Origin of the sequence: Paenibacillus sp. NPDC056933 (assembly GCF_042674385.1) — a bacterium.
Lineage (GTDB): Bacteria > Bacillota > Bacilli > Paenibacillales > Paenibacillaceae > Paenibacillus.
The window spans coordinates 1,931,506-1,950,014 of the sequence record NZ_JBHUQN010000001.1 but is presented as its reverse complement, the minus strand read 5'-3'; the positions used below and the strand labels follow the sequence as shown (position 1 = coordinate 1,950,014).

At 46.2% G+C, this 18,509-nt stretch carries 14 protein-coding genes; 4 read left to right on the top strand and 10 right to left on the bottom strand.

Translation table 11 applies throughout. The features are described from left to right. Nucleotides 1–359: 359 nt before the first annotated feature. The 3 genes from ACFTRD_RS08955 to ACFTRD_RS08945 all read right to left on the bottom strand — a co-directional run bounded on the left by ACFTRD_RS08955 (nucleotide 360) and on the right by ACFTRD_RS08945 (nucleotide 4,119). Nucleotides 360–1,214 carry a GNAT family N-acetyltransferase gene (locus ACFTRD_RS08955; protein ID WP_379378966.1) on the bottom strand — a complete coding sequence of 285 codons (855 nt, stop codon included), beginning with the start codon at nucleotides 1,212–1,214 and terminating at the stop codon, nucleotides 360–362. Between the two features lie 133 nt (nucleotides 1,215–1,347). Beyond that, nucleotides 1,348–3,042: a M3 family oligoendopeptidase gene (locus ACFTRD_RS08950; protein ID WP_379378964.1), complete on the bottom strand. Its 1,695-nt coding sequence runs from the start codon at nucleotides 3,040–3,042 to the stop codon at nucleotides 1,348–1,350. A 270-nt stretch (nucleotides 3,043–3,312) separates the two neighbouring features. Continuing rightward, the gene (locus tag ACFTRD_RS08945; RefSeq protein ID WP_379378962.1) at nucleotides 3,313–4,119 is read right to left on the bottom strand and encodes a glycoside hydrolase family 12 protein; all 807 of its coding nucleotides are present in this window, start codon (nucleotides 4,117–4,119) and stop codon (nucleotides 3,313–3,315) included. A 538-nt stretch (nucleotides 4,120–4,657) separates the two neighbouring features. Here ACFTRD_RS08945 and ACFTRD_RS08940 point away from each other — a divergent pair. After that, on the top strand, nucleotides 4,658–5,398 hold the full coding sequence (locus tag ACFTRD_RS08940) for a hypothetical protein (protein WP_192266716.1): 741 nt from the start codon (nucleotides 4,658–4,660) through the stop codon (nucleotides 5,396–5,398). Between the two features lie 143 nt (nucleotides 5,399–5,541). Beyond that, the gene (locus ACFTRD_RS08935; RefSeq protein WP_062324587.1) at nucleotides 5,542–5,754 is read left to right on the top strand and encodes a cation:proton antiporter regulatory subunit; all 213 of its coding nucleotides are present in this window, start codon (nucleotides 5,542–5,544) and stop codon (nucleotides 5,752–5,754) included. Between the two features lie 80 nt (nucleotides 5,755–5,834). Here the strand turns inward: ACFTRD_RS08935 and ACFTRD_RS08930 are convergent, their stop codons facing one another. Beyond that, on the bottom strand, nucleotides 5,835–8,582 hold the full coding sequence (locus tag ACFTRD_RS08930; protein WP_379378959.1) for a PAS domain S-box protein: 2,748 nt from the start codon (nucleotides 8,580–8,582) through the stop codon (nucleotides 5,835–5,837). A 285-nt stretch (nucleotides 8,583–8,867) separates the two neighbouring features. Between ACFTRD_RS08930 and ACFTRD_RS08925 the strand changes: the two genes are divergently transcribed. Next, nucleotides 8,868–9,695: a protein-glutamine gamma-glutamyltransferase gene (locus tag ACFTRD_RS08925; RefSeq protein ID WP_379378957.1), complete on the top strand. Its 828-nt coding sequence runs from the start codon at nucleotides 8,868–8,870 to the stop codon at nucleotides 9,693–9,695. Nucleotides 9,696–9,818: 123 nt separating this feature from the next. On the opposite strand, the gene infC is transcribed toward ACFTRD_RS08925, so the two are convergent. Together infC and ACFTRD_RS08915 are read right to left on the bottom strand one after the other, a co-directional pair. Next, a complete protein-coding gene (infC, locus tag ACFTRD_RS08920; RefSeq protein WP_379378955.1) occupies nucleotides 9,819–10,310 on the bottom strand; it encodes a translation initiation factor IF-3 in 492 nt (163 codons plus the stop codon). A gap of 127 nt (nucleotides 10,311–10,437) precedes the next feature. Continuing rightward, nucleotides 10,438–11,370: a manganese-dependent inorganic pyrophosphatase gene (locus ACFTRD_RS08915; RefSeq protein ID WP_379378953.1), complete on the bottom strand. Its 933-nt coding sequence runs from the start codon at nucleotides 11,368–11,370 to the stop codon at nucleotides 10,438–10,440. Nucleotides 11,371–11,768: 398 nt separating this feature from the next. On the opposite strand from ACFTRD_RS08915, the gene ACFTRD_RS08910 reads away from it, so the two are divergent. Beyond that, nucleotides 11,769–12,005, top strand: coding sequence for a helix-turn-helix domain-containing protein (locus tag ACFTRD_RS08910; protein ID WP_053779901.1), 237 nt, complete (start codon nucleotides 11,769–11,771; stop codon nucleotides 12,003–12,005). Here ACFTRD_RS08910 and ACFTRD_RS08905 read toward each other — a convergent pair. From ACFTRD_RS08905 to ACFTRD_RS08890, 4 genes are all read right to left on the bottom strand, one after another. Continuing rightward, nucleotides 12,002–12,733 carry a metallophosphoesterase family protein gene (locus ACFTRD_RS08905; RefSeq protein WP_379381244.1) on the bottom strand — a complete coding sequence of 244 codons (732 nt, stop codon included), beginning with the start codon at nucleotides 12,731–12,733 and terminating at the stop codon, nucleotides 12,002–12,004. The two genes, ACFTRD_RS08910 and ACFTRD_RS08905, sit on opposite strands and share 4 nt — an antisense overlap. Before the next feature lie 113 nt (nucleotides 12,734–12,846). After that, nucleotides 12,847–13,854, bottom strand: a complete 1,008-nt coding sequence (locus ACFTRD_RS08900) for an LLM class flavin-dependent oxidoreductase (protein WP_379378950.1) — start codon at nucleotides 13,852–13,854, stop codon at nucleotides 12,847–12,849. A gap of 181 nt (nucleotides 13,855–14,035) precedes the next feature. Continuing rightward, complete coding sequence (locus ACFTRD_RS08895; RefSeq protein ID WP_379378948.1) at nucleotides 14,036–15,973, bottom strand: LTA synthase family protein; 1,938 nt, start codon at nucleotides 15,971–15,973, stop codon at nucleotides 14,036–14,038. Nucleotides 15,974–16,186: 213 nt separating this feature from the next. Further along, nucleotides 16,187–18,460, bottom strand: coding sequence for a putative PEP-binding protein (locus ACFTRD_RS08890; RefSeq protein ID WP_379378946.1), 2,274 nt, complete (start codon nucleotides 18,458–18,460; stop codon nucleotides 16,187–16,189). Between the last annotated feature and the right edge of the window lie 49 nt (nucleotides 18,461–18,509).

Genomic DNA, 18,509 nt, shown 5'->3' with positions numbered 1-18,509 from the left:
CGGAATTATTCAATGAAATTGATTATGAATGCTCTTCAGCAACTTGCTCATCTGCGTGTGAAAAGAAAAGAACAAGTTGAACTCGGTTGCACAAATCGAATCGAAAAACAGGGCTCTCCCTGGTCATGTTCATGACTCCTGGGACAGCCCCTGCAGATCTTCAGCGTGTCGAGATCGTTTAACGAACCTGGCACGCGTTATTCGGTCAAACTTTATAACTTCGGCGATTTAACGAATTTTAGACCCTCTATTTGCTCACTCCGCCAATCTTTATGCAGGTTTTCCGCAGAATAACGAGTCTGGAGTTCGTTAGCCTTTTCATTCCGCGCTAATCCCCGCTATAAGGTGTCATCGATTCGTTAAGGCAGAAGCTCCTGAATCGGCATATAATAGACGGGATAGGCTCTGCCTTGTTCAAAACCAAGCTTACCCGCAATCACAATGGAATCATGACGGAAATCCTCTGTCGTCCAATGTGGAACACATCCCTGTTCCAATAATAAGCGGACATAGCTGCTTGCTATGGCTGTAGCCAGACCTTTGCCACGGTGTATTAGATCGTAGGTATGAATACCTGCTTCATGGTGAACGCCACTGACAAACACCGAGATGCACGTACCTACAACTTTACCCTTATATACCGCGCAAGTGCCAACCCCATACCGGATGAAGTCGTCCACCGAATGCCAAAACTTCAAGATCTCATGCTCAATGATACGACTTTTGTCTTCCACGATTACAGCTCGATCAATAACTTGAAGCGCATATCCCGGGAAAATAGATAAGGAATTGGAACTGCTCTCCAGCCACTTTTCATACTTCGCAAGATTGAATTGAAAAGGAACTCGCAACCCTTCGCGCAGACGTCCATTGAACATGTGATGCAGGACTGGAGACCAGTCCGAGCCTGGCTCAGGATAAACCTCAAGATTCAGCATGTCTTCGCCAGCATCTAACGCTTCAGGTAAAAGCTCCTGAACAAGCACTTCTCTGACACGCCTGTTGAACTGATCATTATCCGAACTTCCGATCAGATAAAACATTTCGTTTTTTGCCCAGATCAGTGCGCTTGCCGGAGCATGAAGCCGGTCTGCATAGACACGTCCGCATTGAAGTCCTGCAAGCACACCACCCATGACCACATGCCCGTTCGTACCCGAGATGAAGGGCGCCAATTGTTTCCTTTGGGACAGTTGATCCAATAAAACCAACATGGTATAACCTCACATTCTTTGTATAGGGTAGGTAAATGAATACATTCAAATCCGCCCTGCCTCAGAATGCTGTAACGTCAGGTTTATTCCTCGTTCCCTTTCACCTCTTCGACCTTTATTTTTTATTTCTCGCTTACAGTGCTTTATCGTCTACTGCGTCCAACCAGGCTTCGATATCGCCGATGACGGAGGACACGCAGCCGTCTTCAAATGGAGAATTCAAACCTGCCAGTTCTACCAATCCTGTGAAGGACAGGCTTCCTCCGGCTTTGCACAATGCCAGATAGTCAGCCCATGCGGACTTCATATCCTGATTGCTGCGTTTCCAGAACTGGAATGCACAGATTTGTGCAAGCGTATAGTCAATATAATAGAATGGCGAGGAGAAAATATGACCCTGTTTATGCCAGAATCCGCCCTGCTCCAGATAGGCGTTATCCTTGTAGTTGATGTGTGGCAGATACGTCTTCTCAATGTTGCGCCATGCCTGCTTGCGTTCCGCTGGTGTTGCATCCGGGTTGGCATAGACGAAATGCTGGAATTCATCGACTGCTACACCGTAAGGAATAAAGAGCAGCCCGGAAGACAGGTGATCAAACTTGTATTTGTCCGTATCTTCCTTGAAGAACAATTCCATCCACGGCCATGTGAAGAACTCCATACTCATGGAATGGATCTCCGCGGATTCATACGTAGGCCAGTTATACTCAGGCACTGCAAAGTCACGGCTCTCATATACCTGGAAAGCATGGCCTGCTTCATGAGTCAATACATCGATATCGCCGGATGTACCGTTGAAGTTAGAGAAAATAAACGGCACTTTATAATCATTCAGGAAGGTGCAATACCCTCCGCCCTGTTTGCCTTTTTTGCTCACCAGATCCATCAGTTCATTGTCGGTCATCATCTGGAAAAACGTATCCGTTTCCGGTGACAATTCAGCGTACATTTTTTTACCATTGTCAATAATCCAGTCCGCGTCACCCTTCGGTGTCGGGTTACCCGTTTTGAAGCTGAAACCCTGATCGTAATAATAGAGGGTATCCACATCAATCCGGCTGCGCTGACGTTCTCTAAGCTTCGTTGCTACAGGCACGATATAATCACGAACTTGTGCTCTGAAATTCGATACCATCTCTGCGTTATAATCCGTACGGTTCATGCGATCATAACCAAGTTCAACGTATGAAGGATATCCCAGCTTCTTCGCGATTTGTGTACGCACTTTAACCAGCTCGTCGTAAATACGATCGAATTCGGCCTCATGTTCAGCCATGAACGTATATCTGGCTTCTGAGGCGCGCTCCCGCATGGAGCGATCCGTGGACAACTCAAAAGGATGCAACTGCGGCAAGGTGCGTTCTTCACCTTCAAACGGAATTTTGGCCGAAGCAATGAGCTGGTTGTATTCCGTGGAAAGTTTGTTCTCTTTTTGAAGATCCTCGATAATTTCCGGGCTAAATGTTTTCAGGGACAGATCCGCCAGCTGGAACAGCTGTGAACCCCATTTTTGTTCCAACTCTGCACGGAATTTAGAGTTCACCAATGCCCGATAATAATCGGTGATGTATTCTTGAATGATCGGGGAGCTTTCATCCAGAAATTCGTTTTCTGTCTTGTAGAATGTATCATTGGTGTCAATGGAATGACGGATGTAAACCAATTGTGCCTGCGTCTCAAAATCACTGCGCAAAGCGTTAATTTTATCCATGTAACCGCTTTGCTCTTCAACTGTAGCCGCAGCTTCAAAACCACTCAGAAGCTGACGAAATGACGTTTTGATATGTTCCAGATCGGGACGTGTATACGTATACTCACTAAATTTCATTTATGTACACCCTTTCCTGTTAGGCATATTTCGGGATTCCCCGAGTTGAACTAAACCCTATTATACAAAAGAGCAGCCTAAAAATCCCAACTTTATGAAAAATATTTGTCCATCGGTCAAATGGAGCCAACATTGCTCGTTACATTTGTTACGTAATAATGTTAGATACAACATGCAAGTAAAAAGATGCTGCATCAGCAGGGAACGGGTTTCCCTCCAAGCAGCATCTCACTGGATCAGAATCAGTTGTATTCGTTATCAATAAAGCAGCTACTGCACATTCACGTACCAATTGGAGTAATTAATCTGGCCACTGCCTTTGGTAATTTCGGTTCCATATTCAACACTGCTGACATATTTGCTGTTGGTAAAGTAATTTTTGGAAATCAAGTAATCGGTGAAGTTTTTGACGTTGATGCTAAAATTGTTAGGGGATTTTGACTTTTTCAGGAACGAATATACCCACCATTGATGAATACCGTTATCGGTAATCTCACCGCGATACAGATCATAGGTTAGTCCACCGATGGATACATCCGAGAATACTTTGGAACCAATAGGACCTACACCGGAGGTCCATTCATTCCAGATCATGATCTCCTCAGTAGGTGTGCTTGACCAAGTCGCATTGCCGATGTCATGCAGCCAGATATCATACGCGTTATTATATTCCCCATTGGTGCTTGCTGCCTTCGAATAGCTAACACCGGTGTTTATATTTTTGTTGGCAGACAATCGCGTTGGCAGGCCGCTGCCCGGCGTATAGCCCTCTGTCCAATGCCATCCGCTGACAAGAGACGGATAAGCTTTGACTCCACCCGCAGTTGTCGGCCAGTTCCAGACGTAACCCAGATTGGTATTGCTGTTCACGTACACCGATTGGGACCATCCACTGACACTTGAACTGCCCCAGCTATTATTAAATATGTAGTACTTATTATTGCTGAAATTGAGTTTGGCATACGCTGTGGAATCCGATGCTGCGCTGGCTGTAATTGGAACGGCGGCAATCAGTAATGACATGACCAACAGCATCCATGCTTTCTTTCCTGATCTCATTTTCATCTTCAAACCCATAATGTTAGCCTCCCGTAATTTAATGTAAACGCTTACAGATATAAGTGTAAAACATTTCCATATCCAAGCATACCACTTAAATCCGACATTATTTCATGCTATTTTTAGACTTTTTGGAAGCTATATACAAATAAGCTCGCCTCGCATCTATCGCGAAGCCAGCTTATAGGCTTGTCTTTTCATGTTTCTTTTCAATACACCCTAATGTTGATCGTTGTCCATAATCTTGTAGAACCAGCCCATTCCGACCATTCCCACAACCATGATGATAGCCATAATAATAATATATGTCATGAATGTAACCCCCCTGCTCCGTATTTCTTCACACTACTACCAGTTTACACGGTGAAGCCCCTTTTGAATTGACTGAACATTGACAAAAATACGAAATCTTCAAATTTACACTACAAATTGTGTCCATAATCATATCGTAAGATTCATCCGCTCTTGAATGAACAAAGTTTCATCCGTCATACTTACGGTGTATACTATACTTCTATGAAATGGAATTGGATTATAAGCAGAAAGGTTGAAATGAATGTCGACTCGAATACCCTATTATCGTCAGCTATTACTTGCCATTTTACTAACTGTTATGCTGTCCATACTTTCCGCCTGCGCAGATGGAGAGGCCCATGTTACGGTTAATATGGACGGATCATCCGATCTGGATCTGAATCTCAGCGTAACCGACTCGGCTCTGGGCAAGATTGGACAAGATAATCTCATGACCCTGCTTGCAGATACGTTACAACGTAACCATTTCCAGGCCGAAGTCTTGGATCAGGGCGACCGGAAGCAGCTGAAAGCAACAACCCATTATGAGAAAAGTAACACGGTCTCTACCTTTAGCACGCTGGATTTACCCGATGGAATTCAAGTGGAGCAGTCGACTACACCCGGCTTCTTCACATCCAAATTGCATATTGCAGCGGAAGCAGACCTGATGGAAACCATACCTGATGGCGAGGTCAAGGACCAGATTAACAATGTGCCTCGTTTTCTCAAAAACTTGTTACTCAAAGATGTAAACTTTGACTTCAAGCTGACCCTGCCGATCAAAGCGCAGGATTCTAACGCAGATCTGGTCGAAGATCATGGAAAAACGCTAATTTGGCACGTCTCCCCAATGAATCCGAATAAACTGAATTTGACCGTACAGGTCCCGAATATTCGGAACATCATTATTACGGGGGGCATTGCCTTGGCGCTGATCATTGCATTACTTATCTGGTTCATCGTCCGTCGCAGACGAACCTTACAGGGTCGGAATATATAACTATCCACAGCTCAACAAGTTTGGATAAGAAAACTGCTCTTTCTTTTCCGACTTGCCAAATGGTGTTATGGATAGTAGAATACATCCGTACTGTGTGAACGGTTAAATTTAATTATGGAAAAGTTAAAGAGGTGACAGGTTTCATGAATATCCGGGAATGCCCATTGCCTGGTATCGGAGTAAAGTACCAGTTTGATACAAAAAGCGGCAATCAGCTGGTCATTATTGTCCACGAAGACGGACGCCGTGAATTGTTCTCGGTGGACCCGAGTGACAACGAAGAACTCACTCTGATCGCAGAACTGGAAGATGACGAGTGTGTAACCCTTTCGGGGTTAATTGGTGGATGGTCCTGACATCTGTCAGGGTCAAATACGAATGGTATGTCAAAATAACCTGCCCCTGGATTCCATGGACAGGTTATTTTTTATTGATTTCATGGATTATGATGGGATCGAATATAGGGGACCCAGGTGTTGAGTACACGACTTATTTCCGTGGAACTAAACGGTTTGCTGATAAAATCCTGCATTCCGCATTTCAGACAGGCTTCACGGTCATTCGGACCTGCAAAGGCTGTTATGGCAGCAATGACGGGGATCTCAGGGTGGGTTTTCCTGATTTCGCCTGTTGCTTCTATCCCGTCCATAATAGGCATTTTAATATCCATAAATATTAGATCGTATGTCTCCCTTTCCATGGCTTTGACCGCTTCTTCCCCGTTCTCCACAATGTCACATACACCACCAAGTTTACGTAGCATTTCCTCCAGCAAATGACTGTTCAGTGCCTGATCCTCCGCCACAAGAATTTTGATGCCTGATGCAAGGCTTGTTCGATCCAGATTCAGGTCGTTGTCAGGAACCTTCTCAATCGGATCAGTGGATTCATCTTGCCATCGTTCAAGTAGCAGAGTGAAGTGAAAATCTGCCCCCTCTCCAGTCTCACTTTCTACACCAATGGCACCGCCCATGAGTTCTACCAATTTCTTGCTGATGGCGAGCCCCAGACCTGTGCCTCCGTATTTGCGATTAATAGACGGGTCGAGCTGTGAAAAGGACTGGAACAGTTGATGCTGCTTATTGAATGGAATGCCAATCCCCGTATCTTTGACCGAAAATGACATGATAAGGTGATTCTCATCATAACACTCCGCAGGTTCGACGTTTACCTGAACCTGAATGCTTCCCTTTTCCGTGAATTTCACAGCATTGCCTACCAGATTTATAAGAATCTGGCGAATCCGTGTTTCATCGCCTCTTACACGCTCAGGAATTTGTTCTGACATCTCGCAGTATAGTTCAATATTTTTTTCCGAAGCTTTAAGCGCAAATAGTTCCATGACCCCGCCAAGAACGGCTTGGATGTCAACGGGCTGGCGTTCCAGGTCCATTTTCCCTGCCTCAATCTTGCTGAAATCCAGGATTTCGTTCAAGATATACAACAGTGATTCACCACTGTCAATGATGATATCAGCGAAGCCATTCTGCTCCTCATCCAGCTCTGTTTCCTTTAACAAATGTGCCATTCCCATAATTCCATTCAGAGGTGTACGAAGCTCGTGGCTCATAATCGCCAGGAACTCGGATTTCGCTCGGTCCGCATGTTCTGCTAATTCCTTGGCACGAATGATGTCATTCACTGATGTCATATCGCGGAAAACGAGTACAGCACCACGGTTGTGACCCAGATCCATCATCGGTTTCAACTGGAACTCCGCCAGGAAGCTGGAGCCATCCTGCCTCCAAAATACTGACTCTGATCGCGGCAGGGTTCGCCCCTCACGTACCGCTTGAAGAATTGGAGTGCCATTCGACGGATAAGGAATACCTTCGCTTTGCATTTGTAACATAATCTGATCAAGCGGCTTGCCATTTATTTCAGATGGGCAGAAACTCATCATCTCCGCTGCAATGGGATTGGCAAATATCACGTTTCCATTCTGATCGAGGCCAATGACCCCCTCTGACATAGCATTAAGGATCAACGCTCTTTCGTAACTGAGATTTTCAATTTCCTCTACATATCTTTTGGACTCTGTAATATCACTGGTTATTCCATAAACGCCGACGACTCGATCTTCAAGCAAAATCGGAACATTAATGACACTCGTTTCAATACGCTGTCCGTCTTTGTGAATCAGCCCGATCTCATAGCTCTGTGCCTTTCCCTTCACGGTTTGTTCAAAATGATACCTCGTCTTATCCAGATCTACCGGATCAATGAGGTGATCAAAGGGCCTGCTAAGCAGCTCATCTTTGGAATGACCTGTTAATTGTTCCTGGCCTGCATTAGCCTTCAACAAGTTCCCCTCCAGATCGAGTGAAGTCACTCCCAACGGGTTACAGTCAAACAACGATGTATATTCCTGAAGACTTAACTGCTGCTGCTTGCTCGCTGTAATATCACGTGTCACTGCGATCATTTCCTGAAGATTCCCCTGTTTGTCATAAACATAATGAGAGATGGTATCCGCCCACACAACAGAACCGTCCTTATGCTGGAGCCGATAGCTCATACGATCAGGAGCAAGACCCTGAATTTGACCAGCCACGTAAGCCTCGACGAGAGGCAAATCGTCGGGATAAATGCAGAACAAGCCAGATTGACCAATCATTTCTTCCGGCTCATAACCCAACATGCTTTTGCTGGCTGGAGATACATACTTGAACGTCCGCTCCGGATCAGCATGATGTATGGCAATCAGGTCAAGCGAAGATTCGGCCAGCAATCTGGAGATTTGGCTGCTCTCCTCCAGCTGTTTACGCTGGATAATCAGTCGATTTTCAGCATCCTTCTGCTTCGTAATATCCTTTGCCTGTACTAGTAAGTAAAGGGGCTCACCGCTGACCTCATCCCTAACAATGCAGGCTCTTACCGTCGCCCACAATAAAGAATCATCCTTGCGCTTAAGCCGCAACTCGGTTTCATACATCAGACTTAGCCCATTAGTCATATCCAATAACCCGGATCGAAATTCCTCCATGTCCACATCTTCCTCATAGATCATATGTACAATCGGAGAATTCATTAATTCATCTTCAATAAATCCCAACATCTCGCAAAATGCCGGGTTAAGCTGGAGCCAACGTCCGTTCACATGCGACGCTACAGCAATGCCGATTGGTGCATGTGTGTATAGTTGTTCGAACAGAGAACGATTCTCTGCAAGTGAATTCGACACCGCATATCCTCCTTTACCGGGAATCTGAATATATTCCGTATGAACAGATCGACCTGAACATAACTTCATCTATAAGAGTACTACCCCAAATGTGATGAGGTATAAACGATATCAGCGAAATTCTGGGCAATAATCGACACGTTTTACCATATGTCCACACTGGCTCCTTTTGTATATAAACAAATATAAACAAAACCGCACAACTGGGGTCATATACTACAGAATACGCGTGCATACCCTTTTAAACAAGGCTGAACATCCAAATAGTACTGGAGGTAATGGATTATGATCATTGTTGCGAATCAGCCCATTGAACTGGTGAGCTCGGATTGGTCTGCATTTGAATGGCACTGGTTGCAGCAGCTGCAACCAGGTCCAACAGTTTATACGTATCAATCCATGGATCATCTTCACTTTGAATGGGATTTGCGAAAATCGCTTGTTGATGCAGCGGAAGCATTGGATCGAAGCGGGGTCAGCTTTGCCTCATTCGAGAAATCCAGATGTAATCCGGATTTTTGGAATCGAAATGCTGAAGGAGGCTTTGAATTAAGATCCGATGTGACCCCTGCAAATGGAATTCGGGACATCTGGAAGAACGGTCATTTGTATGCCTTTGAATGTGCCACTGCTACAGTAATCGTGCTATATGGTGGCGTATTAGGGAGCATCCGTGAGGATGACTTCAACTCACTATTTCACAACCTGCTGCTCTATGACTGGCATTATGACAGCGATTTGCGATTAACGGAAAAGAATGGAAGCCATTCTGCCCTTCCAGGAGATGTACTGTACTTCAAAAACCCAGACGTATCACCAGAAACACCAGAGTGGCAAGGAGAAAACACCATTATGCTGCGTGAGGACTTATACTATGGACATGGAATTGGCGTTGCAAGCGGAGAAGAAATGATTCGTTCACTGAATCAGAACCGCATTCCCGGAAGTACCGTGTCAGCCTATTTAATGGATACGGTCATTTATCCGGACTTTTTATATCTATCCCGCTACGCCAAGAACAGTAACATCAACGCACATGCTGCTTCTTCCACTCCGGTCTTGCCAGGACAGTTATATGTACGTATTGGAGGCAGCCGCTATTTGCGGACATGAACCGGTGAGGTGAACCCAGATCGAAAGTTGGAAAATACATTAAAGAGTCTCGATGCCAAAAGCCCCGTAGAGCAGCAAATAAATGTTGCTTCACAGGGCTAATTTCGTTCTATCGTTATGTTATTATCCAATAGGGTCCAGCTGTACAACGACCTGTTTGCCGCTTACCTGAATACCGGTCGTTTTACTGCCATACTCAGCCAGAGACTTGCACAGCTGCTCTGCCCATTCCTTGCCTGCTGTTCCTTCCTTCGCTCCATGGACCTGGATGACGAGCTTCACCGAGTCACCCTTCGTCAAGATGCGCTGGGCCTGAGATTGCTTCGTCTCCCGGTCATGATCTTCCATCTGGAGGTTCAGTCGAATCTCCTTCACTTTACGTTTATCCGGTGATTTTGCGGCCTTCTTCTTCTCTTGCTGCTTTTCCTCTCTGGCTGCTCCAGCTCCAATCAGTTTACATGGCGGCGGGCTGGTCATCAGAGACATGCATACCAGATCCACTTTGTACTGCTTGGCAAGAGCAAGTGCTTCACGTGTGGACATGATGCCCAGATCTTCACCGTTCAGACCCGTTAGCTCGACCTCGGTTGCCTTAATCTTTTCATTTTTGATCATCGTGTGTCCTCCTCCTTCACAACAAAAGCCTGTCCTGACCTATGAACAGATCAGAGCAGGCTTGATGTTGTCACTGAATATTCATCGTGTATCCGAACGTAATGGTTATACGTCCGTTTACAGCATCTTACAATGAGTTGAACGCTTCGGTCAGAACCGGAACAATCTGCGATTTGCGGGATACTACACCTTTGAGCAGCGCTCTGCTATCGGACAATGTCACATTGTATGCTTTTTCAACAGCTTTGGTGGAGGCACCGTAAGCCAGTGCAACGGAATCGTTGTTCAGGATGTCGGTTACGACAAATACGAACAGATCGAGACCTTTGCTGGAAATAATCGCTTCAATCGCTGCTTCAAGCTCAGGTTGCTTCACAAGCACATCATTCACGTCAACCGCGTTCACTTGTGCAATCTCCACTTTTGCTTGGCCCATTGCGAATTCTTTCGCATCCAGGGAAATCAGTTCAGCGATTGTTTTCTGGCTCAGATCCGCGCCTGCTTTCAGCATATCCAGACCATAGCTGTCTGCATCAACACCAGCAATGGCAGCCAGTTCACGTGCTGCTGCTACATCCTGCTCTGTGCATGTTGGTGATTTGAACAACAGGGAGTCGGAGATAATCGCGGACAGCATCAGACCAGCAATCGGTGCGCTGATCTCCACGCCGTTTTCCTTGTACATTTTATTCAAAATGGTTGCTGTACAACCTACAGGTTCTGCACGGAAATACAGAGGCTGGCTTGTCTCAAAGTTCGCGATCCGGTGATGGTCGATAACTTCAACAACAGTCACTTCCTCAATATCGCTCACACTTTGCTGACGCTCGTTGTGGTCAACCAGGATGACCTTGTTTACTTCATTGGCTGCTGTTTTGATCAGACGTGGCGCTGCCACTTTGAATTGATCCAGTGCAAATTGAGTTTCGCCGTTTACTTCGCCGAGACGAACAGCTTCAACGTCCTGACCCAATTTTGTTTTCAAGTCTGCATAGGCAATGGCCGAGCAGATCGTATCCGTATCGGGATTTTTGTGACCGAAGATTAATGCTTTTTCCATATTAATAGCCCTCCGTCAATTCTGATTTAGATGAATAAAATGTACTATTTCAATCATACCCTTACTGATTATAGCGTTAATAAGGCTTAATTCCAATCCCTTTACAGCGAATTAATTACAAAATCGTGTCAGGGTTTTGCCTTTATACTCACAGTGAGCATAAATTCTGTTCCGCCTTTTCGATAGCTTCAGTTAGGCTTATATATGGATTATCATTCCGTAAACGAATGCACAATTCTGCTGTTCCCCCAGCTTCGATCCATTGCCGGTATGTAAACCAATCCACATTCTCCAGAAAGTAAAAGGTTAGAGCTTCAATCGGATTTAATTTATACTTTTGTTTAAAGGTAACCTATCTCCAACTAAAACTTTTAAATAATTCTTGCTGGAGGATCACTATGGATTTCGATAAAGTCACACTACACTGCAAACTCGATGAGATTTTGAAAAAGCACAACAATATGTCTGTCCTCAAGTTGTCAGAAGAAATTGGACATCGCCGAACAACCATTATGGAACTGTTGCACAACACCAATATGGATAAGAAAAAGATTTCTGCATCCCTCATTGTTAAACTCTGTGTATACTTCGATATCACACCCAATGATTTATTTGAAATTCGCCGCGTGGATTAAACCTCGGGACCCTCGCGGGTCTCTCCCCTTTCCACAAAAAAGGACTGTACCCTTCCATCTTCGCTAATTTCCAGCAAGTTCAATCGAGCACCATAAGCACATCCACCATCGATGCCAATCTTGTCCCCACTTGGGTCAAACCAGACACCTGGCTCGTGATGCAAATTTTTGACTGGCGTATGACCGAATACCACTGTCTCTTTGAGCGAAGTTGGTCTTGAATAGAACGGCTCCCGAATCCAAATGAAGTCACGCTCTGACTGGGTCCGCCAATCCTCCACATCCGGATTAATCCCGGCATGTACAAAGATATAACCAGGAATTTCATATACAAGGGGAAGCTGTCCCAAAAAACGAAGATGATGCTCATAGTGTGTGCGGAGCCACTGTTTGGCTTCAGTATAAACATCCCAGTCCAACTGCTCATCGTCCAAAGAGACCTCTACATAGCTGGCCAGCGTCTGTAAGCCTCCATTACGAATCCAGTGTTTGTCATATTCCTCGACATCATGGTTCAGCGCGTTGACCATCATCGCATCATGATTTCCTTTGATCACAATAATGTTGTACTGCTCATGCATCTGCATAATCTGTTCCACGACCTCTTTGCTCTTCGGCCCGCGGTCGACATAATCACCTAACAAAATCAGCTCGTCTTGCTTCGGATCGTATCCTGCCTGCTCAAGCAGAGCATTGAATTCGTCGTAACAGCCATGAATATCACTAATGACACATCTGCGGATGTGAATCTCTCCTCTCCCTGATCACGCAAGAGTATAATCGGAACCTTGCAAGGCAAGGCTCCAGCCATTTCAGAATACTAATTCCAGTTTAATATCGATTAATCCTGCTTTAAACCAAAGGCTTCCGCTATCAGACTGAATGAACGCAAACGATCATCAAATGAGTGAATTGCTGATGCAATAATAACTTCATCCGCTTCATAGCGTTCAGCCATTGCCGTAATTTTGTCCTTCACCTGATCCGGTGTACCCACGATGGAAAAAGAACGGCGTTGACGGATCTGCTCCATCTCCATGGCCGTAAATGGATAGTTGTTCACCGTTTCCAGGGATGGGAATGAGTTCTGCTCCAGTCCCCGGCCAAGCCGCAGGAAGAATAACTCATTGCTGCGAGCCAGTTCAGCGGCCGCCTCCTCGGTCTCTGCACAGAATGCCGACACCGCAATCATGGAATGAGGTTTATCATTCAGGATGGATGGCTTGAAATGTCTGCGATAATGCTTCATCGCTTCCTCCCCACCCGGCGTTCCGAAAAATTGGGCAAACGCATAAGCGGTCCCTTGTGCCGCCGCAATTCGCGCACCTTCGGAACTGGAACCGAGCAGCCAAACTTCCGGAACGGTGGGTACGGATGGTCCGGCGACCAGAGAAGCAAACCGATGATCCTCCGGCAGCTGCTCATGAAAATACCCTCCCAAATCGGCAATTTGCTGCGGGAAAAATTGCACATTCGATGACTTTCCTTCATTCAGAGCCCTGCTGGCAATCGGCATACCACCCGGTGCTCTGCCAATTCCAAGGTCAATCCGTCCAGGGTGCAGCGCCTCCAGCAAACGGAAATTCTCGGCGACTTTATATGCACTGTAATGAGGCAGCATCACGCCGCCTGAACCTACCCGAATCCGATCTGTATGTGCTGCAACGTGCGCTATCATAACTTCCGGACTGGAAAATGACAGTGCCCCGCTGCCGTGATGCTCCGACATCCAGAAGCGGGAGAAGCCCAGCTCATCTGCATGTTTGGCAAGCGTTACGGTTTCCTGAAGAGTATCCTGTACCGTCCGTCCTTCATTAATATGTCCATGTTCAAGTACACTAAGTTTCATCTATATTCATTCCTTTCGTCATCTGCGTGAATGGTTGCAGCTTCCATTGTAACATTATTAATTACAGTTTCAAAGGATATCTCTTTTTCATTACACGTTTAGATGTACGATGAATAAACAAATAACGCCACCAGCTCTTGAGCTAATGGCGTTATGGTGGTTCATACATGAAAAAATTCAGTTACGGTGCCCGTTTGGGCAGCAGCTTCACATACTCATCAGACAGCTTCATCAAGCTGAGCACGTGCTCGTAATCCGAACGGTACGGCTCCAAATCCGTGACGGGTTCATACGTTTTTAACGAGTAGGCTGTTCCATCATCAAAGCCTGCACCCGGAATAAACATAATGTCATTATTCACAAATGAGCCTGTCGGCAAGTAATACCGAATACCGAACGCATTGTGGTCCATGTTAAGCAAATCGTGTCCAAAGGCTGTGAATTTCTCTTCCTTCAAAGATACCCCCATCAGGTTCATCACCGTTGGCAGAATATCCAACTGACCGCCAGGCTGTTCAATGACTTGACCTTTCGTCTGTTTCGGCGTGTGGATCAAGAGCGGGATGTTGAAACGACTAACATTACCGTCATAAGGAACATTGAGATTCGTCTGGATCTGCTGAGTAATCTCATCATTTGCCGGCAGACCGAAATGGTCGCCATATATAACGAGTGTAGTTTTATCCCATAACCCGTTTGCCTTGAGTTCATTGATGAGCTGACCTACCGCATAATCTGTATAATTGATCGCTTGCAAATAATCATGCAGCAACGTGTTGGTGATTGTGGCCGGTATGGTAATTCTCGCGCGATCCGCAGGAATCGTAAACGGAGAATGGCTGGATGCCGTGATGAACTGAGCATAGAACGGTTGATTCGCAGCCTGATGTGCAGCCATTTTCTCCACACCTACACGATATAATTCCTCATCCGATGGTCCAAAATCATTGAACTTGTCATTCTCGAAGCTAGGCTTGTCGAAGTACCGGTTGAATCCAAGCGCCGGATACATTTTGTTCCGGTTCCAGAAGGTGACGTCATTGACGTGGAACGTCTCTGACTCATATCCTTTTTTGCCAAGCAGTTTTGGAAGACTTGGCAGATCACGGTCACTATACCCTGCTGACATGGGGACAACTCCGGTTGGATAGATGGATGTGTTCGACATAAACTCGGCATCCGACGTGTTTCCCTGTCCGATCTGTTGGAAAAAATGAGAGAAATAATAGCTTTCTTTGGCCAGATCATTCAGAACCGGGGTTAATACCTGACCATCCAGTGAAGCATTCATCGGGAAGTTTTGAAATGACTCCAGTTGGAGGACAATCAAATTGCTTCCTTTGGCCTGACCGAAATATTTGGCTTTGATAGACGTGCCCTGACTCGATTTATCCTGATACGGATACTTGCTAACCAGTTGATTAATCTTGTCGATGGTTTCGTTAATATTGCCATTCGCAATGGCTTCATTCTCTTTACTCGTCAGAATCGCCGATGACACCTGATAATTCAGGAAACCGAGATTTTCGGCACGAACCAGTTCATTATCAATCGTTTCCCCTTTGACAATGAAGCTGCCTGACAGCACGATGCAAAATGCAGCCGTAAGAGCTACACCCAACTTACCCCAATATCGTCTCCGACTTCTGCCAAAATGAAGTCCAGTGTCGCTATACCTGCTGTTACGAGATGAGGCACGACGACTGCGCAAGATAAACCATACCGGCAGAGCCAGTACGATATCCACAAAAAACAGGAAGTGCGCAGGTCTTACCAATGGTCCGATACTTCCCCTCACTTGGGCGACTTGGCCCAGTTCGCTGAGTGCCGTATATGTTGGAACCGAACTGAAATGTACGTTATAGAGTGTCGCCGCAAATAATACCAGCGAGAACAACACATTAAAACCTGCGTACACTGCACGCTTCCAGCCTTTGGGCACGATGAGATCGAGGATGCATACCACGGTCAGAGCCCCGAGTGCGTCAGTAACGAAACCGATGCCGGACAGACCCTGGAAAAAGAAATACCGCAAAAGCGACAGCTTCAGCAGCATAAGAATAAATAACACGGCAAATAAGGTCCGTGAAGTGGTCCGCTCATTTTTGGAATTAAACATGGTCGCTTTCAACCCTTATCTGAAATTTTTACGTTTCTTTTACAAAACGCATATTTCAGTATAACAGTTTTAAGGTTTGTATTCCATGAGGAGATGCAGCAGACAAGTGAACACCATAATCAAGTTATGTCCACGAAAGATTATGCCTCTCTATCATTTCCGTATTATACCAGCTGCCGATCCAATTACCCCTTTAATCGTTAACCAGGAGCATTACGCAATCGTCGATATATTTCTGCCCTGTCTGTTTTTGTAGTGATCCTGCTTCTGGGCGAGGAGTGCCGCCTGTGCGGCAGCGATACGGGCAAGCGGCACCTGTTCTGGCAGACAGCTTACATAATCCAGACCAATACGGTGGCAAAAAGCAATGGAAGCCAGATCGGCTGCATTCTCACCACAGATGCCTGCTTTTAGATGCGGTTTCCGAACTCGGCCCTGAACGAGGGCCATCTCCACTAATTGCCCCACGCCGTCAATATCCAGTACCTGAAATGGATTGCTGGGCAGTAAGCGTTGCTGCTCGGCAAAATGAAGGGATGACTTCTCCGTATTGTGACGACTGTAACCAAACGTCATCTGTGTCAGGTCATCGGTGCCAAATGAGAAGAAGTCGGCATGACGGGCGATCTGCGCTGCGGTCAGTGCTGCTCGTGGAACTTCTATTCGCGCCCCCACTCTGTAAAGACAGTGACGCTTCTCCTCTCCAAGCACCTGGTCCGCTACATGATCCACCAGATCTCTCATATCCTGAAGTTCACTGGCATGCCCCACCAAAGGAATCATAATCTCGGGCCGCACCCATAGCCCTTGACGAATGCCTTTCACCGCTGCACGGAAGATTGCTTCAAGCTGCATATCATATATTTCCGGGAACACGGTTCCCAGTCGACAATCCCGTTGTCCTAGCAACGGATATTGTTCATGCAATTCCAGCACTCTGCGGATTACACGATCAAGCTCCTGCACTTCGGCGGTGTTCTCTTCCTCCCAATTCCGGAGAGACCACTGTTCACGCTGTTCTCTTAATCCTTCAATATCTGGCAGCAGCTCATGGAGCGGTGGATCGAGCAATCGAATTGTTACCGGATAACCATCCATCGATTCGAAGAGTTGTTCAAAATCAGCCTGTTGCATCGGCAGCAGACGTTCCAGTCCACGTTTGCGCTCAGCTTCACTGTCTGCCAGAATCATTTTCTGTACAAAAGGAAATCTTGAAGCAGACAACAACAGCTGTTCTGTCCGACACAAGCCAATGCCCTCGGCCCCGAATGAGCGTGCCTTCATGGCGTCCTTGGGATGATCTACATTCGACAGGATTGTAAGCCCCTTCATTTCATCAGCCCATTCGAGCAGAAGCTGCAGCTCCGGTGATAAAGTTGAAGAGACCTGCAGCATTTCCGTCACATGACAAGGCTGGATACGCAATATTGCATCCTCTTTGGTGAGTACCCCTTCATCCACGAGATCTACAGTACTCCTCAGCGTCGCCTGTGAGGTTAACCTCGTTTGACTGATTTCAACAAGATACAGGGTCCCTGAATCCACAACAAACTGGATTTCCTGTATCTCTTTCGTGCGGGACTCCAGATAACTGCAAGCATCCTGCAGAAGACCATACAGTTCAGGGTCTCCTCTCCGCAACTGATCCAGTCCTTCATTCGAACCCCCGGAAATAGCAGATGAAATATAATCACCTGTCATGCCTCGTTCCCCGGTACCCGGATGACGGGAATATACGGTGCCGATCCCGCTGTGTTCACCACGCTCTCCATTGACCGTCACCTGTATAAGAACAGCTGCTCCTTGAGTTTCATCGGAGAAATGAGAAGATTTGCGAAGAAGCTCTTGTCGGGAGTTGGCGTGTAGCACACACTGTGAATCAGAAACTACACGCATCGCTTCTTTTAACTGTAACTGTACATCCTGGGGGAAAGGATGATGTCCTCTTTCTTCTATTAAGCGTTTATATTCCGCGATGGCGAATTCTAGCTTCGCTTCATCGAGTATCGAGATGTCTCCCAATTTTTCTTCAAACAGGGCATACGGAATGTCGTGTACCAGCTGACCATAATCCTCCAATAAAATTCGATAACAATTAAGGGCATACTGACGATCATTCGTTTGCCTGGCGAGTCCCTCCACCGTTACATCATTCAGTCCAACATGAAGCAAAGCATGGGAAGCCATATCACGGGAACACGTTTCACTTGACCGGACGGAAAGCAGCAGTGGTTCTAAAGAATCGCCGAAAAATTTGCCGGATTGCTTCTCAAGATGCTGAATTGCGCTGTTAATCTCTTGGGCTCCTTCAGTTGAAAGATGTGCAAGACGGGTACAGAAGCCGCGACAGCCTTCCTTTGTTACAATGAACCCGGCCGGAACGGGCCAACCTGCCTGTAGCAACGCTGCAAGTCCAGCCCCTTTACTACCTATCAGCCCTTTCATCTCTGCTGTACCTTCTTCCAATAGAACTACCCGTTTCGTCATTACAGCGCTCCCATCTGCCATTACATGGCTGTGCTTAAAAGGCAATTCG